Below are 25,705 nucleotides of genomic sequence, written 5' to 3'. Positions count from 1 at the left end.
ACAGCGGCGAAGATAGTAGGCAACTGCGAAAATAGCACGCTGCCAGTCCATGTGAGGGAATAGTCATTCTATTCCCTCCCTTTTTTTATTCACTTATCTTTCCTTTTGTAGTAAAATGATTATAGGAAAGATATCCTTTATTCTTTGATATAATATTGTTTTAGATTGATTAAGAAGGGAGGATTTAATAATTGTTTACAATTATTATGAGTGCCTATGATGAAAGGAAAGAAAAAATATCTTTTAAATATTGCTGTTATTCTTCTGATTGGTGGAACAGTTATTTATTTATCTATAGGAAATCAATGGAAACAAGTTGTTGATGCTTTTGCACATGCTAAGATTTCTTGGATTATAGCAATGGCTATTGTCATGTTTTTATATTATATTTTCGATGCTTTTTCATTGTTATATTTTGGTAGATTTTATAAAAAGGATTATACCTATAAACAATCTTTTATAAATGCTATTAGTGGAACTTTTTTTAATGGAATAACACCATTTGCAAGTGGTGGACAATTTGCTCAAGTGTATATTTTTAATAAACAAGGGATTGCTCCTACGTATTCTGCAAGTATTTTATTGATGTGTTTTATTTGTTATCAGAGTGTACTTGTTATTTATACGGGTATTGTGTTAATATTTAAATATCAGTATTTTATAGAACGTCCTGCTATATTTAGTTTGGTTGTGCTAGGATTCTTAATTAATTTTGTTGTGATTGCGGCTTTGTTTGGTGGTGCTAAATCTAAAACTTTACAGAATTTTCTAACACATACTATTCTTAAATTTTTAACTAAAATTCGTATTATTAAAGATTATGAATCGACATGTTTTAAAGTTAAAACATATTTATCTGATTTTCGTAATCAATTAGGACTTTTACAACGTAATAAACCAGTTTTAATACGTTCTTGTATTTGTAATGTTATTAAGTTAACTATTATTTACAGTATGCCTTTTTTTAGTGCAAAGGCATTAAATTTAGATGTATCATTTTATGATTTTTTTGATTTTATTGGACTTTGTTCATGCATATATTTAATTAATGCATTTTTACCTATTCCTGGATCAAGTGGTGGTAGTGAAGGTGTTTATCTTTTACTATTTAGTTTTTTAGGACCAGTAGGTGTGTCTTCTTCTATGTTCTTATGGCGCTTTATGTCATATTATATGGGACTTATTATAGGAGCATTAGTTTTTTCTCTTGATAAAGAAATAAATCGAACGAGATTGGAGTAATTTTATGAATATAGCTTTATTTAGTGATACTTATTTACCCGATATTAATGGTGTAGCGACATCTACACATATTCTAAAAAAAGAATTAAAAAAACATGGGCATCATGTTTTAGTTGTGACAACTATATTACCTCATAATAGTGATTATATTGATGAGGATGATGGAGTATTACGTTTGCCTGGTATTGATTTAAAAAAATTATATGGTTATCGTGCATCCAATATCTATTCTTTTAAAGGTATGAAAGAATTAAAAGAATTCCAGCCTGATATTATTCATATTCAGACAGAATTTGGGATAGGTATTTTTGGGAAGATAGCTGGTGAAATTTTAAACATTCCAGTTTGTTATACTTATCATACAATGTGGGCTGATTATTCTCATTATATTACGCCTGGGAATTTAAAAGCTGTGGATCAGGCGGCTAAAAAAATTATTGAAAAAATTTCTAAGATATATGGAAATAGCTGTTCTGAGCTTATTGTACCTTCACAAAAGACAGCTGATGCATTGAGAAAATATGGTATTTCTAATTCTATTCATGTGATTCCAACTGGTTTGGAACTAGAGGCATTTGCATTAGAAAATAAAAATCAAGGTTTAGTGGATCAGATTTTGCAGGAATATCATTTACAGGATAAGTTTGTTGTTATTTTTTTAGGTAGAATTGCTCCTGAGAAAAGTATTGAAATTTTAATAGATGCAATGTCTGATATTGTGAAAAAAGAAGATAAGATATGTCTTATGATTGTTGGCGGTGGGCCACAACTTGAAGAATTAAAAACTTTGGTTCATCAAAAAGGATTAGAAAGTCATATATTCTTTACAGGACCAAAAGAGAGTGAGTATGTCCCTTCGTTTTATCATGCAGCACAATTATTTGTTTCGGCATCAGTAACGGAAACACAGGGGCTGACTTTTATTGAGGCTATGGCTAGTGGGTTACCTGTTTTAGCAAGATATGACAAAAATCTGGATGGTGTTATTGTCGATGGTCATAATGGTTATTTCTTTAAAGACCAACAAGATTTAGTTGAGAAAATTATTCATATGTATCATTCTGATTTAACACAACTTTCTACTTGTGCGAGAAACGATGCACAAAAATATAGTAGTGAGAATTTTTATCAGCATATTCTACGTACATATGAACAGGCATTAGCAAAACATCATTATTGTTATAAAGTTGTTTCTATTACTCCTGAAAATAATCATCTATACACTGTTGCATTTCAATTTGATCATCATCAAATTCTATTGAGTCTATCTGGACAGGTTATTGAACGTTATGGCTTATCTGTTGGACAAGTTGTAGATAGAGAAGAACTAGATGCTTTAAAAGATCAGGAACAAGTTTCTAAAGCTTATAAATTGGCATTAAAGTATTTAACATATAAAGATTATACTTATGCGAAAATGCAAAAGAAACTTATGGATAAAGGAGATTTTGATGATATTCAAGTAGAGATGACAATGGATTTATTGATGCAAAAAAATCTTATTGATGATGCTGAATACACTAGAAACTATTTTCAAAAGGCAAAACGATTGGGAATGGGAATGAACAAAATTATTTATCATCTCAAAAAAGAAGGTGTTTCACCATTTATCATTGATGAGTATTTGGAAGAATATTCCCAAGATTTGGAATATGATAAAGCTGTGGAGTTGGTACAAAAACTTTATAATGAAAATACCACAAGACCACAATACGCATTAATACAAAATATTAGAAATAAATTGTTTAATAAAGGTTTTTCACAAGATGTAGTGGAAAGAGCCATTGAAAATTTTGATTTTTCAATACCTAAAGAACATACTATGAATTTACTGACAAAAGAATATTATCGTGTATATAATCGTTATAAAAATAGATATCAATCTCATATTCTTAAAAGTAAAATTATTACTTTTTTAGTTCAAAAAGGCTATGAATATGATGATGTTATGGAAATTATTCAACAATTATGGGAGGACAAAAATGATTAAAATTAAAGATATGAAATGTGGTGACGATAATGTGGAATTTACAGCAATGATTTCACATGTCACTTTAGGAAAAACAAATGGTGCTCATAAAAGTAATTACTTGAGTATTGTTTTTCAAGATGATACTGGGACAATTGATGCCAAGTTATGGAATGCCAGTCAGGAACATATTGAATCTTTAAAAACAGGTGCTGTTGTAAGAGCAAAAGGTGATATTATTAAATATAGCGATGATCGTCAAATGAAGCTTATATCTATTGATGATGTTTCATATCAACGTTCACAACAAATTCAGTTTTTGGTTAAGGCACCAATGGATAGTGAAATGATGATGAAAGAATTAAAACAATATATTCAGCGTATTTCTAATACAAAATTATATGTTTTAACGAAACATCTTTTTGAAAATAATTTTGAAAAACTTAAAGTTTATCCTGCTGCCAGTAAAAATCATCACGAATTTGTATCTGGTTTAGCTTTTCACACATTGTCTATGTTAAGAGTAGCTGATGCTTTAATGAATGTTTATCCTGAATTAAATGCTGATTTGTTATATTCTGGTATTTTGCTTCATGACATTGGAAAAACAGTTGAATTAAGTGGACCAGTTGTTCCAAGCTATACATTTGAAGGACAGATGTTAGGACACATCTCTATTGCGCAATCCATGGTTTATGCTGCGGCGCAGGAGCTTCATATTGAAGGTGAAGAAGTCACATTATTACAACATATGATCTTATCTCATCATGGAAAAAATGAGTATGGTTCACCAGTACTTCCACAAATTAGAGAAGCAGAAATGTTGCATATGATTGATAATATGGATGCCAGAATGAATATGTTTAATAAAGCTTTAGATACATTGGAATCTGGAGAAACTTCAAAACGTATTTTTTCATTAGAGAATAGAACGATTTATAAACCAAAAATGTATGAATAAAAAAGAATTTATAAGTTTAATCACTTATAAATTCTTTTTTTTAGCAATATCGAGATAAAATTCTTTCCACATTTCTTTAACATGTTCTTTAGAATAATATTGACTGATTTCATATGAATAGTTTTGATATTGAGAATAGAACTGAGGATCATTTTTCAGTTTTAAAATATTTTTGATAAATCCTTCGTTGTCATCAGCAACAAGATATTTTTGAAATAAAATATCTTGATAAAGCTCCAAATTTCTTAATAGAAGCGGTTTTTGACTATTAATGGCTTCTAGGATAGACATTGGAAAAAGTTCGTTATATGAGGGCATAAATAGTATATCAGCCATATTATAGATGTCATTCATTGATTCACGAGGAACGATACCGATAAAATGAACATTATGAGGTGGGTTTTCATATATTTCCTTGAGTTCTTCATAACCATCAGTAATTTTTCCAAAAGAAAATCCACCGGCCCAAACGAAAGTTATATCAGGTAATTTTTTAGCAACTTCAATAAAATCTTTGACACCTTTTCGTGTTTGAACTTGTCCAACTCCTAATACAACAAAAGCATTTTCATCAATATGATATTGAGATCTCGTTTGTTGAATATGTTCTTTTTCCTGTTTATAGAAAGTTTCTTTAGATACAAAATTAGGAATATATTTAATTTTATGTTCATCAATTCCAAAACGTACCAAATCCTTTATAAAGATAGGATTAACAACAATCAGATAATCAGCAGTATTATAAAAATGAGTAATGTATTTTTTGAATACTGTTAAAGCTGAATGAGGTAATTGGATACTTCCATCTAATGTATCTGGTAAGAAATGAACATAAGCAACATTAATACCTTTGTTTCTTTTCATTTTCATGAGATACTGAGGTAAAATTGTATGACAATGGATAATATCGGCAGGTTTGGAATCATTAATCACAACATCAAAATAATCACTTAACTCGTTTTTAACTAAAGCAACTTGTTCAAGATAAGCACTCCCCACACCTTGACCACGAACTTTATCAGCATTCGATAACATATTAATTCTTATTTTATGCATAATCTTCTCCTTTTTGATAATTTTCTACTCAATATAAAAACACAAAACAAGAGTTATCAAACTCTTGTTTCTCTTATTTTGTTATTTTTTGATAAATATCATCTAAATTCACATCTTGGCTGCGATCTTGATAGTGAGCTTGAAAACCATCATCGCGATTGTAACGTGGAATAATATGAATATGAAAATGATGTACAGTTTGACCTGCAACTTCATTCATATTTGTTATTATATTAAAACCTTTTGCATGAAGCTGATTTTGAAGCTGTAATGCGACCTTTTGAACAACTTCCATCATATGTGCTAAAGTTTGGCTGTCAACTTCTAAAATGTGAGCATAATGATTTTTAGGAATAACAAGTGTATGTCCATCAGTTGTTTGGCTTAAATCAAGGAAAGCCATACAAATATCATCTTCATAGATAATTTTACCAGGAATTTCATGATTGGCAATCTTACAAAAAATACAGTTATCCATTTTTCATACCTCCTATATTTCATTTTACAATAAAAAAGGAATAAGGAAAAGCCTTATTCCAAATAATTATCAGAAATCTCTTTAATTTCTGTTTTTAATAAATCATCGTGAACTTCAAAATGATATTTCTTTAAATAAGCTCCTTCGGCTTTTTCTTGAACCTCTCCATCACTAGCAAGTGCTGAAACGGTGCCATCCGTATTTTTATGAGCAGTATCATATAGATAAACAACAGCATAATTATCATCACTTAATTTAATAGCTTGACTGTAAACACCATCTTTTTCTACTTTATTAAGATCAGATAATTTATCTTTTAAATTATCATCTAAAGAAGAATTTTTTGTGACAACGCCTGCATCTTCACCATCACTGCCATAATCTTCTAATAATTGATCAAAAGCTTTTTCATCAGTTGATTTTTCAATGATTTCTAGCGCTTCAGATTCTTTTTCTACAACAATTTTTTTCATGCTGCAAACCTGATATTCTGCAATTAAATCATCTAAATGTTCTTCAATATATTTTTGACGTAATAATTCTTGTTTAACTTCAGGAATCAAAGATTCATTTAAATAATCTTCTTTTGATTCATAACCAAGATTTTGAGCATATTTTTCTAAATCTCCATCAGCATATTCTGCATATTCATCTTCTCTTTGTTGTACGAGTTTATCAATTTCTTCTTGATCAGTAATTTCTTTATCAGCAATATTATCAAGAATAGTTGTGACAATTTCTTGAGCACCATAATTATCTAATAAATATTCAAAATAATCTTGTTTTGTAATATCTAATTGACTTCCACTCATAAGTGAATCTTGAGCATCAGAAACTTGAACACTATAACTTGAAGAAGAACAACCATACAATAAACTACCGCATAATAACAACATGATTAGTTTTTTCATTATGAGTTCTCCTTTCTTAAATCATTGCGAATATCTAAATTCTCATCAACAATATCTTGAATAGTCTGTTTAATTGTATCATCATGGTAATTGATTTCATATGTGTTAAAAGCAAGATAAACCATATAATCATCATAAGTTAATAATGGTGAATCAACATCAACAGTTTTTAATTCTTTTTTAATTGATTCTTGATCAGTACTTGTACATTTTACAAAATAAACTCCATCTGATCCCTGAATAGCTTCACTGACTTCTCCTTCTTTTAGTGTTCTGGCAGCAGTTTGCACTTCTTCACCATAGGTACTTGATAAATCCGTATTAGCATCAACAATACCAAGACTTCCTTTTGCGCTTTTTGTATTTTCATCATCAGAATAATCATAGGCGATATCTTCAAAACTTTTATTTGTTTTTAATAAAGACTGAACTTCCTTTAATTTATCATTTTCTTCATTAGTTGGATTTTCTGGATTGCTCATAGATACTTTAATGATATGAACCATACGAGGAGAAGCTTGTTGATAATAATCTTCAAAGACTTCATCAAAATGATCATTAATATAATCTTTCAAGAATTCTACATATTGTAAAGATTGAATCAAAGAATCTCTATATTCATCTAAATCTTCTACACCTGATGCTTCTAAAGCGCTTTGTAATTCTTCTTCAGCGCTATCTCCATATTGATTTTGATAGTTTGTTTCAATGTTTTCAACAATTTCATCAGCATTTTCTTCCATGTCATCGTTGGCTGGAAAATTATTACGAATAAGCTGGTCTAATACATACGAAAATAAAGCTTGCTTACCTTGAGTAGATGAAGCTAAATCCTGATATAAATCATCAGCTAGAAGACTGACATCATCAATTGAAGCAACAACATCTTTACCATCTTTCTGGACTGTTTTTGAACTACAACCACTGAGTAATAGAATGCTTGCAAGTGCCAAACTTATAAGCTTTTTTTGTTTCATAAGAACCTCCTTAGTATAAACAATATTATTATACACAATCTTTAGATTTTTTCAACTTTTGTAGGCAAGAACACAAAATTTACGATGATTTTACCATAATATATAGTGTGTATAGGAGGAATCATGATGGTAGAAAATTCGAATTGTTTTCATAGTGAGATTACGATAGCTTTATTTATTTTATTAATCATCTTATTTTTAATCAATATAAAGGGGGAATGGATATGTTAGCACATCAAGGGTCTTTTACACTCATTTTAGTTTTATTTATTTTATTGGTTATTATTTGTGGAATCTGCTAACGCAGTGATAAGACAGCAAAATCAATCTGCTGTCTTTTTTTAGAAAGTTTTTTTCAAAAATGGGATATAATAAATTTAATTATCGTATTGCTTGACTGAACAGGCATTTTACGTAAAATATATCTTCGAAAGGGGCGATTTTATGTCGACTTTAAAAATAGAAAATTTACATGTTGAAGTAGGAGAAAAAGAAATCCTGAAAGGATTAAATCTAGAAATAAACACTGGTGAAGTTCATGCGATTATGGGACCAAATGGAAATGGAAAGTCAACTTTACTTTCTACTATTATGGGGCATCCTAAATATACGGTAACACAAGGAAAAATCACACTTGATGGACAGGATGTTTTAGCTATGAGTGTTGATGAACGTGCTAGAGCTGGATTGTTTTTAGGAATGCAATATCCTCAGGAAATCCCTGGTATAACAAATTCTGATTTTTTAAGAGCAGCGATAAATGCTAAAAGAGATGAACCAATATCTTTATTTAAATTTATTAGAACGTTAGATAAAAACATTGAAGAATTAGGAATGGATGAAAACTTAGCTCATCGTTATTTAAATGAAGGATTTTCAGGTGGAGAAAAGAAACGTAATGAAATTTTGCAAATGAAGCTTTTACAGCCACGTTTTGCATTGTTAGATGAAATAGATTCTGGTTTAGATGTTGATGCTTTAAGAGTCGTTGCTGGAGCTATCAATTCAATGCGTAGTGATGAGTTTGGATGTATTATGGTTTCTCATTATGAAAGAATGTTTGAATTGGTAAAACCAACACATGTTCACGTTCTTGTTCAAGGACAAATCGTTATGAGTGGTGGATATGAATTGGTTGAAAAGATTGATCAAGAAGGATATGAATGGGTAAAAGAATTAGGTTATGATATCGAACAAAACGAAAGACAACCTATTATTTTAGAAGCTTGTGGTAAAAAAGGACAATAAAAGAATGCAAGCACAATTATTATCAAAGATTAAGCCCATTATTGATCTTCAGCAAGATCAGCTATCTTACTATATGATTCTTTCATCACAATCATCTATTGAAACCCGCTTGCCTCAAGATGTATTGTTTCAAGATGGTGTTTTAATGTTTCAAAATAAAAAGCCACTCACTTTTTATATGATTTATGCAGGAGATGAAGATTTACATATTGATATCCATTTTCAGGCTTATTGTCAGGTGAATCTGATTGAAATCAGAGTTCTTTCATCAAATTGTACGTTACATAAAACAATGAAACTGGATGAAGGAGCTACTGTTCATGCTTTCAGTGAAAATTTATCAGAGTCTGCCAAGAGTCTGGAAGATGTTTATTTACAGGCATATGCTAACTGTCAGTATGGTTATTCAGAACTGTCAGATGATGCATTTGAAGGTCGCTATCATTTTTATTTAGATGGACCAGAAGCCAACGCAAAAGTCAGAACGGCAATTCTTTCTAAGAATCAGGAAAATAAACATTATGAAATTTTAATTCAACATAATCAACCTATGACTTATGGTCAGATGGATAATTATGGTGTTGTGAAAGATAAAGGACGATTAGTTATTGATGGTATTGGAACGATTACCAAAGGACAACATGGGTCTTCTGCACATCAGACAAATAAAATTATGATGTTTGATGAATCTTGCTATGCATGTGCAAATCCTTATTTGTATATTGATGATTATGATGTTCAGGCTTCTCATGCAGCAGCAGTAGGAAAAATGGATGAAGAACATCTTTATTACTTACAAAGTAGAGGTTTAACAAAAAAACAGGCCATGCAATTGATTACTTATGGTTATTTAATGCCTGTTGTAGAGGTTATTGATAATGACATGATTAAAAAACATTTTGAACAGTCTTTATCAAAGGTAGGTGCCTGAGATGTTTGATGTATATCAGGTAAGAAAAGATTTTCCTATGTTAAATGGAAAAACGATGCAAGGACATCCATTGATTTATCTAGACAATGGCGCAACAACATTAAAACCACAGATTGTTATTGACAGTGTCTGCGATTATTTAACAAATTATTCTGGTAACGCTCATCGTGGTGATTATGATCTATCTCACGAGGTAGATGAGCACTATGAAAAAAGTCGAGAAATTGTTCAACAATTTATCAATGCAAAAAGAAAAGAAGAAATTGTTTTTACTTCTGGTTCAACAGATTCATTGAATATGGTTGCATATGGTTATGGATTGACTCATCTTCAACAAGAAGATGAAATTTTAATCACAGTTGCTGAACATGCTTCTAATACTTTACCATGGTTTGATGTAGCTCGTATAACTGGTGCTGTTGTGCATTATATTGATTTAGATGAAACAGGACGATTAACTTTAGAAAATGTGAAAAAGGCTGTGACTGATAAAACGAAAGTCATTGCAGTGGCTCAAGTCACAAATGTATTGGGATATCAGGCACCGATGCAGGAAATATGTGATTTCGCCCATGAACGCGGTATTGTTGTAGTCGTGGATGGAGCTCAAAGTGTTCCCCATCAGGTGACAGATGTACAAAAAACGGATATTGATTTTTTAGCATTTTCAGGACATAAAATGTGTGGGCCTACAGGTATTGGGGTGCTATATGGTAAATATGAGCTTTTAAAAAATATGCAACCAACACGATTAGGTGGAGGATCAAATTCACGTTATAATAGTTGTGGTGTTGTGACATTAAAAAATCCTCCATATCGTTTTGAAGCAGGAACACCTCATATTGAAGGGGCTATTGGTTTAGGCGCAGCTATTCAATATTTGATGGGTATTGGCATGGATAATATTCATCGTTATGAATTGGAACTGAGAAAATATTGCATTGAAAAAATGCAACAATTAGATAATGTTGATATTTATAATCCAGATTCACAGGGCGCTATAGCTTTTAACATTAAGGGTGTCTTTTCACAAGATGCAGCCAGTTTATTTAACAGTTATGGAATTGCTATAAGGGCTGGACAGCATTGTGCTAAAATCTTAGATGAATTTTTAAAAGTTTCAACAACTTTACGCGCTTCATTTTATTTTTATAATACCAAAGAAGAGATAGATGCTTTTATTGAAGTATGTAAAAAAGGAGATGACTTTTTAGATGCATTCTTTAAATGATCCTCAATTATTGAGAGAAATTATTATGGATCATTATGAACACCCACGTAATCGTGGTCTTGTTGATGATGATTCTTACCATAAAATTAATATGAATTCAGAAACCTGTATTGATAATTTAGATATTCAGGTGAAGTTTGATGGTGATAAGATTGAAGATGTTCGTTATGATGGAGAAGCATGTGCCATCTGTACGTCTTCGACTTCTATTATGAGTGAATTGGTTAAAGGAAAAACCAAAGATGAAGCACAAATAATTATTGATAATTATATGAATATGATTTATGAAAAGGATTATGATCCTGATATTTTGGAAGAGGCTATTGCTTTTCAAAATACACATAAACAGGCAAATCGTATTAAATGTGCTACACTTGGATGGAGTGGTCTTATTGCATTAATGAAAGAAAGTGAGGAATAAATCATGGCAACAATAGATATTGATATTCCTACAACGAATACTGATTATGATTTTAAAGATGAAGATGTTTCTGTTTTTAAAACACCTAAAGGTTTAAATGAAGATATTGTCAGAGAAATTTCTGCTATAAAAAATGAACCAGAGTGGATGTTAGAATATCGTTTAAAATCTTTAAAATGTTTCTTGGAAAAACCAATGCCAACATGGGGTGTTGACTTGAGTCAGATGAATTTTGATGAATATACATATTATAATCGACCAAGTGATCATTTATCAGATAAGTGGGATGAGGTTCCTGAAACAATCAAAAATACATTTAATAAATTAGGAATTCCAGAAGCTGAACAAAAGTTTCTAGCTGGGGCTTCAGCACAATATGAATCAGAAGTTGTTTATCATAATATGTTAGAAGAAGTTAAAGAAAAAGGTGTTATTTTCTTAGATATTGATAGTGGATTAAGAGAATATCCTGAAATCTTTAAGAAATATTTTGATACTGTCATTCCTTATAATGATAACAAGTTTTCTGCTTTGAATGGAGCTGTATGGTCTGGAGGTTCATTTATATATGTTCCACCAGGAGTTAAACTTGATAAGCCTTTACAGTCATATTTTAGAATTAATAGTGAAAGAATGGCTCAGTTTGAAAGAACTTTGATTATAGTAGATAAAGGTTCAGATATCCATTATGTAGAAGGATGTACAGCACCATCTTATTCTAAAGATTCCTTACATGCAGGAGTTGTTGAGATTGTTGTTTTAGAAGGAGCAAAATGTCGTTATACAACGATTCAAAACTGGTCTAAAAATATTTATAATTTAGTCACACAACGAGCTAAAGTCGCTAAAAATGGCTCAATGGAATGGGTTGATGGAAATATTGGTTCAGCTGTGACTATGAAATATCCAACTTGTATACTCGCTGGTGAAGGGGCTAAAGGAACATGTATTACAATTGCTGTGGCTGACAGTCATCAGATTTTAGATTCAGGTGCTAAAATGATTCATTTGGCACCAAATACATCAAGTCAGATTATTTCTAAATCAATTTCACGCAATGGTGGAAAAGTTAATTATCGTGGATTAGTGAGACATCAAAAGAATGCGACAAATGCTAAAAGTAAGGTTGAATGTGATACTTTAATTTTAGATGACAAATCAACGAGTGATACTGTTCCAACAAATATGATGATGAATAACGAATCCATTATTGAACATGAAGCAACAGTATCAAAAGTTTCAGAAGATCAGCTTTTCTATTTAATGAGTCGTGGATTGACAAAAGAGCAGGCTACAGAAATGATTGTCATGGGATTTATTGAACCATTCTCTAGAGAATTACCAATGGAATATGCTGTAGAGTTAAATCAGCTCATTAAATTAGATATGGGAGAAAACAGCATTGGATAAACAAAAGTTGCGTTCTATCATGAAAGAAAAACGTCAGGCTTTATCGCCAAAGACGTTTTCTTTATATAATCAAAATATCTTGTCAAAAGTATTATCCCATCCTCGCATTCAAGAAGCGAAAATCATAGGTTGTTATGTATCTTTACCAGGTGAAGTTGATACCTTTAACATGATTGAAAAACTTTTGACTGAAAAACGAATTTGTGTTCCTAAAGTTATTGGAAATGAAATGGAATTTTATGAAATCCATTCTTTCAATGATTTACAGGAAGGATGTTTTCATGTCTTAGAACCATTCAATTGTGTTAAAATATGCCCACAAGAGATTGATTGCATGCTTGTTCCATTACTTGCTTACGATCAGGATAACTATCGTGTTGGATATGGAAAAGGTTATTATGATCGTTATTTTCAAAAAGATTTTCAAGGTTATAAGATAGGTTTGGCTTATTCTTTTCAATATGTTGATCATATTGATTATGATGAATTTGATCAGCCATTAAATGAAATTATTCATGAAGTGTCATAGTCATATGACATTTTTTGTTTTTAGAAACATATAATATTTTGGTGAAATATGATGAAAAAATGGATAATCATTGCCACTTGTATATGTATCTTTTTAACAGTGACTTTAGGAATCATTTATATTCAGCTTATTCCTTTATTAAAAGATTATGGAAAGATGGAAATTGAACGTTTCAATCAGCTTATTATTTCGCATTGTTATATGACTGATCAAAAACAATATGATGATTTGGTTATTATTGAAAGAAATGAAAATAATGAAATTGAATTGATAGATTTTGATATGATTAAAGTTAATCAGTTAGCATCACAAATCGTTTTAGATATTGAAAAAACATATGCTCAAATTGAAGATGGAAGTTATCAGGCAAAAGATGAAAGTGCATATCAAAAAAGGGTGGAAAAAGTGAGTCAGACTGGAATTATAGCTTCTATATCATTGAATACATTATTTCATTTACCATCTTTTTTCTTACTGCCTAGCATACCTGTCAATTATAAACATCTTTCCAGTGTAGGAAGTTCAATAGTTAAAAACATTGAAAATTATGGTGTGAATCATGTCATGATAGAATTATCCATTGAAATTAGAATGAATATTGCGATGGTTTATCCGTTCTTTGAACAATATCATACACAAGTTATTTCTATTCCCATTTTATTAGAGATTTTTCAAGGACAAGTTCCTTTGGTTTATTCATCATAGAAAGAAGAATGTTTATGCAAGATTTTTTAAAGATGTATTATCATATGGATTGTCATCTTCATTCAACGGGCTACTTTTATATAGAGAAACAACTTTATTATTTATCCTATATTCCAGATCCTCATGAATTTTTAAATCGATATCATTATTATCGCTATTTAATGCATCAGTGTGGTATACAAGGTTATGATATAGTTAAAAATATTTATCAGGAACTTTTGACTCAAAACTATGTGTTGTTGCTTTATCATAAAGAACCATTATCAATAGAACGATATATTCAACAAACGATGATGATTTATCCATTTCCTAAAATGAAGGTTCAACAAATTAAAGAACAATGGATCTGTAAAATAGACCAGGCCAGAGAAAAGGCAAAAGATTATGCTTATAGTTTTAAACATGACCAAGATATTTTATCGTTGATCTATTATTATTGTGGATTAGCTGAGAATAGTATTAATATTCTTAATTATTTATTACAGATTGATAATCAGGCGACTTTGCCAGTATCTTTATCATTATCACAACCAGGTTTTCAATATATATATGAACTGATCAATCCATGTTCATATATTTTTTCAACCCGTATGCGACATCTTGCCTGTTTAATGAAAAGTCAGATGTTGACGTTTTCACAGCTCCAGCAACTGTTAGAATCGCATTATTTTGATGTTTATGAAATTATTTATTTTTATGCCAGAATGTTATATCCATCTCACTTTTTTCACTGTCTGCTTTGTGGAAACCTTGATGAAAAAATGACATCATTTTTTTATCAACAGATGAAACAGGAGCGAGAAATGTACTATCAAATTTTTCATATTTTATCTTTTTATGTGACTCTACCTAAAATAAGTTGGATAAATCGTTAAAATATGGTATAATATTGCACAGTTAATTGAGAGGGTTGTATGTATGGATTTGATAAATAGTATAAAAAAGAATGAACATATAAGAGAGTCATTGATTCGTTTGAAATCATTAGAACAATGTGATTCTTTACTTCAAAAAGATCAGCAATTCAAGCAGACATTAATTGAATTCTTATCTCATGAAGATCCTAAGATTCGAAAAAATAGCGCCATATTATTAGGAAAGTATGATGATACGGTTGATATATTATTAGATGCTTATGATAAAGAAAAAACAGAATATGTCAAAGAAGCTTATTTAGCAGGTATATCTTGTCATAATTGTCGTAGCTATATGAACAGACTCAAAGAGATTCAAAATAAGCTCATTCATGCTTCTGAAATGACAAAACATATTCAAGCCCAATTAAAGATATTAAATCCCCTGATTTTAAAAAATCAGGTACATAAACGTAAAATTATTAAATTAAAACATGAACCTGTTGATGTGGTATTAACATCATTGCCATACTATCAGTTTGTCTTATTTGAATCTGTGTTGCATTTAAAATACAAACCTGTTACACAAGGTGTATTGGTTCGTAGTGATTCATTATATGATTTATTGAATATTAGAACATATCGTGATATGTTGATTCCTTTGTCTGGTGCTACTGGATTAAATATTGATTTAGAAAGCATTATGGCTGGTTTTCAACGATGTCATTTGGAAGATATTTTAGATAAACTTTATGATGATCAGTCTATTTTTTATTTTAGAGTGGCTGATGAAACAAGAGAAAAACATCCAACTCTTATTAAAAAAGTTTCACAAGCTATATTTGAACTATATCCACAACGCTTGTTGAATACAACAGATGGTTATGATATTGAAATTGTTTTAAAAGAAATGAAAAAAGATAAGGTTAATGCTTATTTGCGTTTGACACATTTGAAAAGTTCTCGTTTTGAATATCGTCGAGAAATCATTTCTAATTCTATGCAGCCTTATATTGCTGCAACACTTGTTCAACTTGCAAAACCATATATGAAAGACCATGGAAAAGTTTTGGATCCATTTGTTGGATGTGGGACATTATTGATAGAAAGAAATTATGTCGTTCCTGCAAAGTTTGCGATGGGAATTGATGTTTTTGGTAAAGGTATTGAAGCTGCCAGAAAGAACAGCAAAGCTGCTGGACAGAATATCTATTTTGTGCATAAGGATGCATTACGTTTTGTGAATAATGAAATGTTTGACGAGATCATTACAGATATGCCAACATTACCACAAATGAATGATTATCAGCAACTGCAGGAACTTTATGATCGCTTCTTTGAGCGTATTCATCGTTTAGTTAAACCTAAAGGATATGTTTTTCTTTACACAAGTGAAATTTCCTTAGTTAGAAAGAATTTAAGACTTCAAGAGGGATATTTAACGCTTGTCGAACATTATGAAATTCCTCGAGGAAAAAATATGTTTTATTTCTTTATTATGCAGTTAAAATAACCTACAATGTAGGTTATTTTCTATTTTTCTAGTTTGGAGGTGTGTCGTTCATGTTTGCTTTACTTTCATTGCTTTTGATTCCTGTCATTATTTATTTTGCTTTTTATTTTCAAAGAATCATTTCCTTTTTTTATCCACAAAAGAATATTTTTATATCTATCATTTGTTTTTTGATAGCTGTTCTTTTTGTTTATCCAGCACGTAACTTTTTTAGCTTTTGGGCAGTCATTGTTTTGCATTTATTTGCTTTTTCATTATTAACTGATATGATCATGTGGTTGATACATAGAAAGAAAAGTAATCATATACTTGATTCTATTTATCGTTTAGGACTCATTCCGCTGTTATGTGTATGCATATTATTAGGGTATGGATATATAAATATGAAAGATGTTCATGCTGTTCAATATACGATTGAAACACAAAAACAGCTTTCAAAAAATTATAAGGTTGCATTTATAAGTGATTTGCATTTTCCTAATACTATGAATAAAAATGAATTGATACAATATTGTAATGACATTTCAAAAGAAAATCCTGATTTTGTCTTATTAGGTGGAGATATTGTTGATGAACGAACAACTTTGCAGCAAATGCAGCAAACTTTCCAGGCTTTATCAACCATTCAAAATCAATACGGTATTTATTATGTTTATGGAAATCATGATCAGGCATTATATGCAAGTCAACCTGCTTTTACGCCTGAAATATTAAAACAGACCATTGAACAAAATAATATCCATATTTTATGTGATGATAGTATCCGTATTCAGGATGAAATCACATTGATTGGACGAGATGATCGTAGTCATCAGCGTGTTTCAACTTCAGACTTATTACAGAATGTTTCCTCGGATGATTTTTTGTTGTTGATGGATCATCAGGCTGTGGAACTAGATACAAACAATCAATTACAAATTGATTTACAAGTTTCAGGTCATACACATGGTGGACAAATGTTTCCTGTTGGCATCTTGAGTGAATGGCTTGGATTTGGTGAAATGAATTATGGCTATCGTCAATTATCACACATGCAAGTTGTTGTATCTTCAGGTATTGCAGGATGGGGATATCCGTTGCGTACAGGCTCTCAATCAGAGTATCTGATTATAAATATTCAAAGTCAACCATAAAAACCAGCTATCCTTGGATAACTGGTTTTTATGGTGCTGTATTTTGTGTTGATGAATGATCTTCATTAGGTATATCTTGAGTGGTGTCATCAGTTTCTTCTTGTACAGGATCTTGAGATGGTGTGGTATCTTCTGGAACCTGATTGTCTTCTTGAGAATTCTCTTCCTGATCTTGATTTTGAATATCTTGTTGAGATTGTTGGTCTTGTGAAGGTTGTTGATTTTGTGAAGATTGTTCTTGAATCTGTTGTTGTAATTGTTCGATTTCATTTTGTTGTTTCATATAATATTGATAGCCAACATAACCAGCAAGACATAATGCTATTATAATAACGATAATAAATAGAAATAAAAAGAATTTTGAAAGAAACGAATGTTTCTTTTTTTCTTTAATGACTTTTGTATAATGTTTAGTTTTCTTTTTTGTTTTTTTCTTAACTTTGGCTCTTGGTTTTTGTTTTTTAGAAACAGGTTTATTTTGTGTTGAATGAGAGTTGATATATTCAGTTTCTTTTGGATCTTCATGAGAAGTGTCATGAAGATGTTCATCAAAATCATTATGAAGATCACTATTAAGATCATCATGATAATCATTGTTTTGCTCTTTTAAATCATTATCGTATGCAAAGTCATCATCTTCATCATCAAATGTAAATTTTTTTACCATTTTTATCACCTGTATATAGTATGAACATTTTCTATGACTTTTATATTAACTTTATATTGTATGATAGTTAATTATGTATTAAAATATATTTAGTAATACTAAATAGAAAAGAGCTGATTGAATGAATGAAAGATATGAAAGACAATTAAAAAAAGGAATTTTAGAAATTTTGGTTTTACAGCTTCTTTCACAAGAAAGGATGTATGGCTATCAGATGATTATGTATATGAAAGAAAAAAGTCATGGTATGTTTGAAATGAAAGAAGGAACACTCTATCCTATTTTATATCGTTTAGAGGATGATGAATTGGTTGAAAGTCAATGGACGCCACCACAAAATAAAGAATTATCACGTAAATATTATTGCTTGACAGATAAAGGGAAAGAACAGCTCAAAGCATTGAAACAATTATGGAAGAATTTTTCAATGGTTGTTAATGAGATATTAGAGGAGAATGAATATGAATAAAGAAAAATATATAAAAAAAGTTATCAGATTATTAAATTGTTCTCAACAACAAAAGAAAAAAATTAAATTGGATTTAGAAAATGACATTGAAATGGCATTAAAAAATGGTGAATCATTTGAAGAAGTCATTCAAAGAATGGGGACACCAAAAGAATTGGCTCATGAATTTAATGAAAACATGGGTGTGAAAACACGTCGTTCTTATAAAAAAATAATTGGCATTATTATGGGTGTTGTCGCTGTATTGATTTTAGGTGTCTATTTATTGGTACGTTCTCTTATTCCTGAGTATCAGACATTAGGAACATCTGGATTATTTGATCAAAAAACAGTTGAACAGCATATGGAAGAAACAATTTTAGATATATCACATCTTGACATACAAGCTATACTTGAAAATTGTGATGAAAAAATGAAAGAATCCATGTCAGAAAGTCTTCTCAAGGAATCAATTTTATCGTTAGGAGATTTGGGAGATTATCAACGTATAACAAGTCAGAGATATACAGAAATTAAACAAAACAATGATATTTGTGTTGTGGGAGAAGTTGTTGCATTATATGAACAGCGTAGTGTAACATACACAATAACTTTTAATGAAAATTATGAATTAATGGGGTTATATATGAAATGATGGAGAATATAAGTTATCTGTTAATGTCAATCACATGCTTTGTTTTTGCGTATGCACACTTTAAAGGAAATGTTTCGTTGGTTCATAGTTATCATAAAAGAAAAATAGAACAAGAGAATCTGATGTCATATTCAAAGACAATGGGAGTAGGTATGTTGATATGTGGTTTGGGTTGTTTGATGAATCTTTTAGCTCGTTTATTACGTTTATTTGTGTTGGGTGAAATATTCATGGTTATTGGCATAATAGCGGGTGTTGGAATCATGCTTTATGCTCAATTGAAGTATAATCATGGTATCTTTTAGGAGGCGATAGAATGGGACTTGTGATATCTATCATATTTTTAATAATATCCATCTTATTATTAATGGGAAAAGGATCGTTTTTGATTGCTGGTTATAACACTGCTAGTGAAAAAGAAAAAGCAAAGTATAATGAAAAGAAATTATGTCGTATTGTAGGATTAGGTTTTCTTGTTATGACTTGTGGCTTGTTTTCTTTGTTTATGCTAGAAGATATAGGACTATATATAATGATAGGAACTTTTATTGTTGGAATGGCGATTATTTTTATTGGCAGTGAGTATGCCAGTGTAGAGCGTAATCAAAAGAAAACGAAAATGTCTATAGGAATAGGGGTATTGATTACTGTTATTTTGGGAGCTTTTATTATGGGTGTTATGTTTATAGGTGATATTGATATAGAATATAATGATGACTGTGTTCAATTATCAGGAACTTTTGTATCATCATCAAAAATTGATTATGATGATATTTTAAAAGTAGAATATTGTGATGATTTTGATATTGGTCGTAAGAAAAATGGTATCAATAATGCAGTTGTTGAAGCGGGTAGATATTATAATGATGAATTTGGGAATTATCATCTTTATGCATACACGCATAGCTCACACTATGTTATTATTTATACAGAAAATGAAATTTTTGTTGTGAGTGGAGAAAATGAAAAACAGACTCAAAATATTTATAATCAACTAAGTTCATAAAAAAAGCAACGTTATCTCACGTTGCTTTTTTTGGCTAGTTAAATAGATGAAATTTTGAAAAAGGGAATAATTTTGAAAAACTAGCACAGTTGAAGTAATGCTCACATTTTATCCAAGAAGGACAAATTTCATAATTGTGAGCTAATAAGAAATAATTATAAGAAACATTCATGAAAAGACCCTCCTTTGATAATAGATCATTTTTTACACTTTTATTATATGATTTTTTATGTAAAAGAAAAGGGTCTGAGAATCTAAATATGATGATTGATTTTTGTGCATATTGCACAAAAGAAGAGTATAATAAAAGAAAGTAGGTGAGATGATGGGATTTACAATAGAAGATGCATTGAATGAAACCAAAGAATTATATCAGCTTACACTATTATGTGGACAAAAAGGGTGTGCCAATGCTATGAGCTGGGTTCACCTTATTGAAGATACAACGACAATTCAACAATTGTGGGGAAAAGAATTGATTGTGACAAGTGGTTTAGGATTTCAAAAAGAAGGAGCACTTTTAAACCTTGTAGAATATTTGGTTAAGTATCATAGTGTCGGGCTTATTATTAATACTGGAAAGTATATTTTTGATGTTCCTCAAGATGTTCTTGATTATTGTGAAAACAATGATTTTCCGCTGTTAATTTCACCATGGCATATTCATATGGTTGACCTGATTAAAGATTTTTGTATGCGTTGTTTGTTTTCGCAAAAAGAGGATTATTTGGTTACACAGTATTTTCAAAATATTTTTAGTGATCCACGCACTATTGAAGAAAATAGGAATGAATTAATGCGTAGTTTTGATGTAGATGGAGATTTTCAGGTTTTGTTGATAGATATTGAGGACGCCAGTCAGTATAGTGAAATTGAAAGAAGAAGATTATCTTTACAATTACAGCTCTATTTTGAAAAAATAGAGTGTCCCTATAGCTTTTTTTGGTATGATGGATATTATGTGCTGATTGTCAATAATTTATCTCAAAAGGTCTTTTATCAATTAGTGGAGTCCATGTATCATCGTGCTAAAAATAGAATGAGAGTATCTGCTTTGCATATTGGAATGGGTACCCAATTAAAAGATATCAGAGAATTGAATTTAAGTTATCAACGCGCTTTATCAGCAGTAACATTTGCCAGAATGTTTCAAAAAAATATTATTTGTTTTGATGATATGGGTATTTATCAGATTTTATTTTCTATACAGGATCAAAAAATATTATCTGATATGTATCATCATTTATTAGATACATTGATTCAATATGATCAAAAACATAATAGTGAATTAGAAAAAACATTATATTATTATTTGAAATATGATGGAAGTCCACAAAAAATTGCGAGATCAACATATACGCATCGTAATACTGTTCATTATCGTATTGAAAAAATAAAAACACTTTTAAATTGTGAACTTGCAACTTTTGAAGAAAAATTTCCTTATATGATAGCCTTTTATATTGCTAAAATGATGAAATAGAAGAAAACAGAAAAATGAGACATGATTTCTGTTTCTTTTTTATTTTCATTTTTTTTCTTGACGTGTTCATAGTCGTATGCTATTATAAGAGGGCACTAGAAATTGGAGGTTTAGCTCAGTTGGGAGAGCATCTGCCTTACAAGCAGAGGGTCAGCGGTTCGAGCCCGTTAACCTCCACCATTTATGCCGGCTTAGCTCAATTGGTAGAGCAACTGACTTGTAATCAGTAGGTTGAGGGTTCAAGTCCTTTAGCCGGCACCATATACGGGGAGGTAGCGAAGTGGCTAAACGCGGCTGACTGTAACTCAGTTCCTTTCGGTTCGGTGGTTCGAATCCGCCCCTCCCCACCATTTCTGTTGGGATATAGCCAAGCGGTAAGGCAACAGACTTTGACTCTGTCATTGCGCTGGTTCGAATCCAGCTATCCCAGCCATTTGACCCGCTAGCTCAGTAGGTAGAGCATCTGACTTTTAATCAGAGGGTCAGGCGTTCGAGTCGCCTGCGGGTCACCATTCTTTTGCGGGTGTAGTTCAATGGTAGAACTTCAGCCTTCCAAGCTGACTACGTGGGTTCGATTCCCATCACCCGCTCCAATTGAATGAACACAAACTTTGATGAAATATGAGATATCAAGCAAAATTATACAATTCTGTTTGGTATCTTTTTTTATTTATAAAAAGTATAGATGTAAAAAGACTTAATTGAAAAACAAGTTAATCTATTAAATTTATAGTTTTCTAATAGATTATTTCATTTGTATAAAAGTCATATTAATAAATGTTAAGGTATCCTTAATGATTTGAATTGTTTGATTGTTGTTATGTTTTTATGTAAAATGAAGTTTTATCTTATGTAATTCTGGAGATGATTGTTATATTTTGATAAAATGATATTAGAAAAGTCATTAAGATGTAAACCAATAGAACTGGAAGTAAAATGATAATTGAAAAGAAAGGTGGGATGGTCAATGTTAAAATTAAAAAAGATCATATGTTTTATAGTTTGTCTATTGGTTTTTATGGTGGTTCTTGTTTTTATAGATCAGAAAACGACTTATATGGTTGCAGTAAATCAAAATAACGTCGAAGTTTCCAATGAAAATATTGTCATAGAGATGAGTTCAGGAACTTCGGTAGGTTATTTTAAGAAGGCTGAGCTAGAAGAAATAGATGATGGTATTTATAGAATTGAAGCATATTTTTCGTTATTATCAGGGGAATCTTCAGGATATCAATACACAATTGACAACTCAGACAAGCATATTAAAGAGATAAGGCAATATCATTTAGATGAACCTGATGAGTATACTGTCATATATCAAAATAATAACTAAGGTGTGATCTATTTATTAATTTTTGTTCTCTTTTCAAAGAGAACATTTTTTATTGTGAAATGATAGGAATAAAAAAAGAAGTGATCGCTCACTTCTATACACCTGGCTTACCAAGTAATTTAAACATATTTTTCTTATAAACTTCAACACCTGGTTGATTGAATGGATTGACACCTAATAAGTATACTGATAAAGCACAAGCTTTTTCAAAGAAGTATACCATGTATCCAAATGAGTATGGAGTTAATTCATCAAGTGTAATTTGAATGTTAGGAACATTTCCAGTGTTGACATGGGCATCAATTGTTCCTTCACATGCTTTTTTATTAACATAATCAACAGTTTTTCCTGCAAGATAGTTTAAGTTATCTAAGTTATCAGGATCACTAGGAATTTCTAAATCAGAAATTGGATTTGCAATTTTTAAAATAGTTTCATATAAAACTTTGCTTCCTTCTTGAATAAATTGTCCAAGTGAATGTAAATCAGTTGAGAAAGTTGCACTTGTAGGTAAGATTCCTTTTCCTTCTTTTCCTTCTGATTCACCGAATAATTGTTTCCACCATTCAGCAGTTTGTGCTAACTGTAATTCATAAGTCACAAACATTTCGGCAGGATAACCTTGTTTTGATAACATTTGTCTTGCAACACCATATTGATAAGCACTGTTTTTGTCTAAGTCAGGATTGCTGTATTCTTCTCTTGCATCAGCAGCACCTTTCATCATAGCATCAATATCAATACCTGCCATAGCGATAGGGAATAAACCAACAGCAGTTAAAACAGAATAACGTCCACCAACATCATCAGGGACAACAAATGTTGTATATCCTTCGTTAGTAGCTAAAGTTTTTAATGCTCCTTTTTCTTTATCAGTAGTTGCAACAATTCTCTTTCTTGCAACTTCTTTACCTTTTGTTGATTCTAGTAATTCTTTAAAGATTCTAAATGCAATAGAAGTTTCAGTTGTTGTTCCAGATTTAGAAATAACATTAATTGCGAATTCTTTATCTTTTACATATTCTTTGACTTGAGATAAGTAGTTAGAAGAGAATGTATTTCCAATATAAATAATTTGCACAGAATGAGTAGGGTATAAACCGTTTAAGGCTTCAATGGCAGCTCTTGCACCTAAATAAGAACCACCAATACCACATACTAATAAAACATCAATTTCATCTTTTAACTCATTAACTTTTGCTTTAATAGCTTCAACTTCATCTTTATCATAGTTTACAGGTAAGTCAACCCATCCTAAGAAGTCACTTCCTTGTCCAGTTTTGTTATGGATCATCTCATGAATTTGAGCAACTTGTTCTTTGTATGAGTCCATACTTTCAGTTAATTTTGCTTTTGATAAATCAACTTTAATCATCATTCTTCCTCCTTGATTACGCCTAGAGTTATCCACTCAGGCAATTTTTCTTTTAATGGATAAAATCCTAAAGGTGTTTCTTGTATCTTTTCTCTCTGGTTTTTATAAGCTCTTTTGTATTTTCTTTTTGCCATATGAACAGCTTTTAAAGAAAGCTTGGCTTGATGTGTTGTATGATCAATATCAATCACTTTTACACGAATGACTTCGCCAACATGTACAAAATTTTCTACATTTCTAACGAATTTATCAGATATTTCAGAGATATGAATTAAACCAGAAGATTGATCGGGTAAAGATGCAAATGCACCATAAGGTTGAATTCCCGTAATGGTTACATCAATAATATCACCAGTTTTGACACGATGCTCCATTGACAGCCCTCCAATCATACTCATTATAGCATAAAGTCATATTTGTGGAAAGTGAAATCAAAGCATTGGACTTTTATTCTTAAAAAATTGTGGTATAATAAGAAAGATTTATAGAGGAGGCTGAAATCATGGATCAAGAAGCAGAAATTAAAAAAGTGATACATAAATTAAGACCTTATTTACAAAGAGATGGTGGAGACATTGAATTTGTAAAATTTGAAGATGGAATTGTTTATGTACAAATGCATGGTGCCTGTGCTGGATGTATGATGTTGGATGCAACTTTAAAAGATGGTGTCGAACAGATTTTAATTGAAGAAGTTCCAGGAGTTTTAGAAGTTCAGGCTATTTAATAAAAATTGAGAAAAATTTGAGAAAAAAACGACGAAAAATATATTATAATTATATTATGTGATAATATCACTTGATTTATAACAAATATTCTTATATACTTAGAAAGTCTTGTTTTGTAGAATAATGTCTACTTATTACGGTTAAAATAAGATTGGTGATAAGAATGAACAGAAAACAAGAACAATTAAAAATTGCATCAATTCTTTATGACTTAGGATTAGACATGGAATTAATTGAAGCTATGACATCTTTAAGTCATGAGGATTTAAAAAAATTATATCAATAATAAAAGCTCTTATTAAGAACCACGAGATGAGGATCTATGAAGTGGTGGCAACCCTTGTGTAAAGAAGGTGCCTTACCTAGCAAGTTAGACTTGAACAATAAGAGGAAAGAAGGCTTTCCTCTTGAAAGCTTTTTTTATTGAAAAGTGGGAGGAAA

General features: G+C 30.6%; 29 protein-coding genes, 6 tRNA genes and 1 riboswitch. Of the genes, 28 read left to right on the top strand and 7 right to left on the bottom strand.

Annotated elements, in window-relative coordinates; genetic code table 11:
• Window positions 1-219: 219 nt before the first annotated feature.
• From ACESR5_RS08740 to ACESR5_RS08730, 3 genes are read left to right on the top strand one after another with little or no spacing between them, the layout of a single operon-like run.
• The gene (locus ACESR5_RS08740) at window positions 220-1,242 is read left to right on the top strand and encodes a lysylphosphatidylglycerol synthase transmembrane domain-containing protein (RefSeq protein WP_087297120.1); all 1,023 of its coding nucleotides are present in this window, start codon (window positions 220-222) and stop codon (window positions 1,240-1,242) included.
• A gap of 4 nt (window positions 1,243-1,246) precedes the next feature.
• Window positions 1,247-3,232 (top strand): glycosyltransferase, encoded by a 1,986-nt coding sequence (locus ACESR5_RS08735; RefSeq protein WP_373155119.1) that lies wholly within the window; start codon window positions 1,247-1,249, stop codon window positions 3,230-3,232.
• Window positions 3,225-4,172: a 3'-5' exoribonuclease YhaM family protein gene (locus ACESR5_RS08730; protein WP_087245603.1), complete on the top strand. Its 948-nt coding sequence runs from the start codon at window positions 3,225-3,227 to the stop codon at window positions 4,170-4,172. The genes ACESR5_RS08735 and ACESR5_RS08730 overlap by 8 nt, the downstream gene beginning before the upstream one ends.
• Before the next feature lie 24 nt (window positions 4,173-4,196).
• On the opposite strand, the gene ACESR5_RS08725 is transcribed toward ACESR5_RS08730, so the two are convergent.
• From ACESR5_RS08725 to ACESR5_RS08710, 4 genes are all read right to left on the bottom strand, one after another.
• Window positions 4,197-5,228 (bottom strand): glycosyltransferase family 4 protein, encoded by a 1,032-nt coding sequence (locus tag ACESR5_RS08725; RefSeq protein ID WP_087297055.1) that lies wholly within the window; start codon window positions 5,226-5,228, stop codon window positions 4,197-4,199.
• Window positions 5,229-5,301: 73 nt separating this feature from the next.
• A complete protein-coding gene (locus ACESR5_RS08720; protein ID WP_087245607.1) occupies window positions 5,302-5,706 on the bottom strand; it encodes an HIT family protein in 405 nt (134 codons plus the stop codon).
• Between the two features lie 53 nt (window positions 5,707-5,759).
• A complete protein-coding gene (locus tag ACESR5_RS08715) occupies window positions 5,760-6,617 on the bottom strand; it encodes a hypothetical protein (RefSeq protein ID WP_373155117.1) in 858 nt (285 codons plus the stop codon).
• The gene (locus tag ACESR5_RS08710) at window positions 6,617-7,594 is read right to left on the bottom strand and encodes a peptidylprolyl isomerase (protein WP_373155116.1); all 978 of its coding nucleotides are present in this window, start codon (window positions 7,592-7,594) and stop codon (window positions 6,617-6,619) included. Before ACESR5_RS08710 ends, ACESR5_RS08715 begins: the two co-directional genes overlap by 1 nt.
• 218 nt (window positions 7,595-7,812) lie before the next feature.
• On the opposite strand from ACESR5_RS08710, the gene ACESR5_RS08705 reads away from it, so the two are divergent.
• The 11 genes from ACESR5_RS08705 to ACESR5_RS08655 all read left to right on the top strand — a co-directional run bounded on the left by ACESR5_RS08705 (window position 7,813) and on the right by ACESR5_RS08655 (window position 17,569).
• Window positions 7,813-7,896, top strand: a complete 84-nt coding sequence (locus ACESR5_RS08705; protein WP_087245613.1) for a YjcZ family sporulation protein — start codon at window positions 7,813-7,815, stop codon at window positions 7,894-7,896.
• A gap of 142 nt (window positions 7,897-8,038) precedes the next feature.
• Window positions 8,039-8,842, top strand: a complete 804-nt coding sequence (gene sufC, locus ACESR5_RS08700) for a Fe-S cluster assembly ATPase SufC (RefSeq protein ID WP_087297058.1) — start codon at window positions 8,039-8,041, stop codon at window positions 8,840-8,842.
• Window positions 8,843-8,846: 4 nt separating this feature from the next.
• Window positions 8,847-9,773 carry a SufD family Fe-S cluster assembly protein gene (locus tag ACESR5_RS08695; RefSeq protein WP_087297059.1) on the top strand — a complete coding sequence of 309 codons (927 nt, stop codon included), beginning with the start codon at window positions 8,847-8,849 and terminating at the stop codon, window positions 9,771-9,773.
• A 1-nt stretch (window position 9,774) separates the two neighbouring features.
• A complete protein-coding gene (locus ACESR5_RS08690; protein ID WP_087935943.1) occupies window positions 9,775-11,004 on the top strand; it encodes an aminotransferase class V-fold PLP-dependent enzyme in 1,230 nt (409 codons plus the stop codon).
• Window positions 10,988-11,425, top strand: coding sequence for a Fe-S cluster assembly sulfur transfer protein SufU (sufU, locus tag ACESR5_RS08685; RefSeq protein ID WP_373155115.1), 438 nt, complete (start codon window positions 10,988-10,990; stop codon window positions 11,423-11,425). Before ACESR5_RS08690 ends, sufU begins: the two co-directional genes overlap by 17 nt.
• A gap of 3 nt (window positions 11,426-11,428) precedes the next feature.
• The gene (sufB, locus tag ACESR5_RS08680) at window positions 11,429-12,835 is read left to right on the top strand and encodes a Fe-S cluster assembly protein SufB (RefSeq protein WP_087297061.1); all 1,407 of its coding nucleotides are present in this window, start codon (window positions 11,429-11,431) and stop codon (window positions 12,833-12,835) included.
• Complete coding sequence (locus tag ACESR5_RS08675; RefSeq protein ID WP_129738818.1) at window positions 12,828-13,364, top strand: 5-formyltetrahydrofolate cyclo-ligase; 537 nt, start codon at window positions 12,828-12,830, stop codon at window positions 13,362-13,364. The genes sufB and ACESR5_RS08675 overlap by 8 nt, the downstream gene beginning before the upstream one ends.
• 51 nt (window positions 13,365-13,415) lie before the next feature.
• Window positions 13,416-14,069 (top strand): sporulation protein YunB, encoded by a 654-nt coding sequence (locus ACESR5_RS08670; RefSeq protein ID WP_373155113.1) that lies wholly within the window; start codon window positions 13,416-13,418, stop codon window positions 14,067-14,069.
• A gap of 14 nt (window positions 14,070-14,083) precedes the next feature.
• Entirely contained in the window at window positions 14,084-14,944 is an 861-nt protein-coding gene (locus tag ACESR5_RS08665) for a hypothetical protein (protein ID WP_373155111.1), read from the top strand.
• Window positions 14,945-14,987: 43 nt separating this feature from the next.
• Entirely contained in the window at window positions 14,988-16,436 is a 1,449-nt protein-coding gene (locus ACESR5_RS08660) for a methyltransferase domain-containing protein (protein ID WP_087245631.1), read from the top strand.
• Between the two features lie 50 nt (window positions 16,437-16,486).
• Window positions 16,487-17,569 (top strand): metallophosphoesterase, encoded by a 1,083-nt coding sequence (locus ACESR5_RS08655; protein WP_373155110.1) that lies wholly within the window; start codon window positions 16,487-16,489, stop codon window positions 17,567-17,569.
• Window positions 17,570-17,597: 28 nt separating this feature from the next.
• Here the strand turns inward: ACESR5_RS08655 and ACESR5_RS08650 are convergent, their stop codons facing one another.
• Window positions 17,598-18,236 carry a DUF2371 domain-containing protein gene (locus ACESR5_RS08650; RefSeq protein WP_373155108.1) on the bottom strand — a complete coding sequence of 213 codons (639 nt, stop codon included), beginning with the start codon at window positions 18,234-18,236 and terminating at the stop codon, window positions 17,598-17,600.
• A 121-nt stretch (window positions 18,237-18,357) separates the two neighbouring features.
• Here ACESR5_RS08650 and ACESR5_RS08645 point away from each other — a divergent pair, with 121 nt between their 5' ends.
• From ACESR5_RS08645 to ACESR5_RS08590, 12 genes are all read left to right on the top strand, one after another.
• Entirely contained in the window at window positions 18,358-18,705 is a 348-nt protein-coding gene (locus ACESR5_RS08645) for a PadR family transcriptional regulator (protein WP_087245637.1), read from the top strand.
• On the top strand, window positions 18,698-19,339 hold the full coding sequence (locus ACESR5_RS08640; protein ID WP_373155107.1) for a DUF3887 domain-containing protein: 642 nt from the start codon (window positions 18,698-18,700) through the stop codon (window positions 19,337-19,339). The genes ACESR5_RS08645 and ACESR5_RS08640 overlap by 8 nt, the downstream gene beginning before the upstream one ends.
• A gap of 122 nt (window positions 19,340-19,461) precedes the next feature.
• A complete protein-coding gene (locus ACESR5_RS08635; protein ID WP_289527669.1) occupies window positions 19,462-19,644 on the top strand; it encodes a hypothetical protein in 183 nt (60 codons plus the stop codon).
• An 11-nt stretch (window positions 19,645-19,655) separates the two neighbouring features.
• Window positions 19,656-20,345 (top strand): DUF3784 domain-containing protein, encoded by a 690-nt coding sequence (locus ACESR5_RS08630; protein WP_373155106.1) that lies wholly within the window; start codon window positions 19,656-19,658, stop codon window positions 20,343-20,345.
• 325 nt (window positions 20,346-20,670) lie between these two features.
• Window positions 20,671-21,828, top strand: a complete 1,158-nt coding sequence (locus tag ACESR5_RS08625; protein ID WP_087297072.1) for a PucR family transcriptional regulator — start codon at window positions 20,671-20,673, stop codon at window positions 21,826-21,828.
• A gap of 104 nt (window positions 21,829-21,932) precedes the next feature.
• A tRNA-Val gene (locus ACESR5_RS08620) sits at window positions 21,933-22,008 on the top strand.
• Window positions 22,009-22,013: 5 nt separating this feature from the next.
• Window positions 22,014-22,089: transfer RNA gene (locus tag ACESR5_RS08615), tRNA-Thr, on the top strand.
• Between the two features lie 5 nt (window positions 22,090-22,094).
• A tRNA-Tyr gene (locus tag ACESR5_RS08610) sits at window positions 22,095-22,178 on the top strand.
• A 7-nt stretch (window positions 22,179-22,185) separates the two neighbouring features.
• A tRNA-Gln gene (locus ACESR5_RS08605) sits at window positions 22,186-22,261 on the top strand.
• Window positions 22,262-22,264: 3 nt separating this feature from the next.
• Window positions 22,265-22,340, top strand: a tRNA-Lys gene (locus tag ACESR5_RS08600).
• Between the two features lie 7 nt (window positions 22,341-22,347).
• Window positions 22,348-22,421, top strand: a tRNA-Gly gene (locus tag ACESR5_RS08595).
• A gap of 374 nt (window positions 22,422-22,795) precedes the next feature.
• Entirely contained in the window at window positions 22,796-23,161 is a 366-nt protein-coding gene (locus ACESR5_RS08590; RefSeq protein ID WP_373155105.1) for a hypothetical protein, read from the top strand.
• A 94-nt stretch (window positions 23,162-23,255) separates the two neighbouring features.
• Here ACESR5_RS08590 and ACESR5_RS08585 read toward each other — a convergent pair whose 3' ends face one another.
• Both ACESR5_RS08585 and ACESR5_RS08580 read right to left on the bottom strand, forming a co-directional pair.
• The gene (locus ACESR5_RS08585) at window positions 23,256-24,536 is read right to left on the bottom strand and encodes a glucose-6-phosphate isomerase (protein ID WP_087304095.1); all 1,281 of its coding nucleotides are present in this window, start codon (window positions 24,534-24,536) and stop codon (window positions 23,256-23,258) included.
• The gene (locus tag ACESR5_RS08580; protein WP_087243084.1) at window positions 24,536-24,910 is read right to left on the bottom strand and encodes a CvfD/Ygs/GSP13 family RNA-binding post-transcriptional regulator; all 375 of its coding nucleotides are present in this window, start codon (window positions 24,908-24,910) and stop codon (window positions 24,536-24,538) included. Before ACESR5_RS08580 ends, ACESR5_RS08585 begins: the two co-directional genes overlap by 1 nt.
• Before the next feature lie 128 nt (window positions 24,911-25,038).
• Between ACESR5_RS08580 and ACESR5_RS08575 the strand changes: the two genes are divergently transcribed.
• On the top strand, window positions 25,039-25,263 hold the full coding sequence (locus ACESR5_RS08575; protein WP_087243082.1) for a NifU family protein: 225 nt from the start codon (window positions 25,039-25,041) through the stop codon (window positions 25,261-25,263).
• 164 nt (window positions 25,264-25,427) lie between these two features.
• Window positions 25,428-25,550 (top strand): flagellar transcriptional regulator FlhC, encoded by a 123-nt coding sequence (locus ACESR5_RS08570; protein WP_224759512.1) that lies wholly within the window; start codon window positions 25,428-25,430, stop codon window positions 25,548-25,550.
• A gap of 6 nt (window positions 25,551-25,556) precedes the next feature.
• Window positions 25,557-25,654, top strand: a riboswitch (SAM riboswitch).
• The last annotated feature ends 51 nt before the right edge of the window (window positions 25,655-25,705 follow it).

This window comes from Clostridium sp. AUH-JLR23 (genome assembly GCF_964238065.1).
In the GTDB taxonomy this organism is placed as follows: Bacteria; Bacillota_I; Bacilli_A; order Erysipelotrichales; family Coprobacillaceae; genus Allocoprobacillus; species Allocoprobacillus merdigallinarum.
This window is presented reverse-complemented; position numbering and strand designations above follow the sequence as displayed.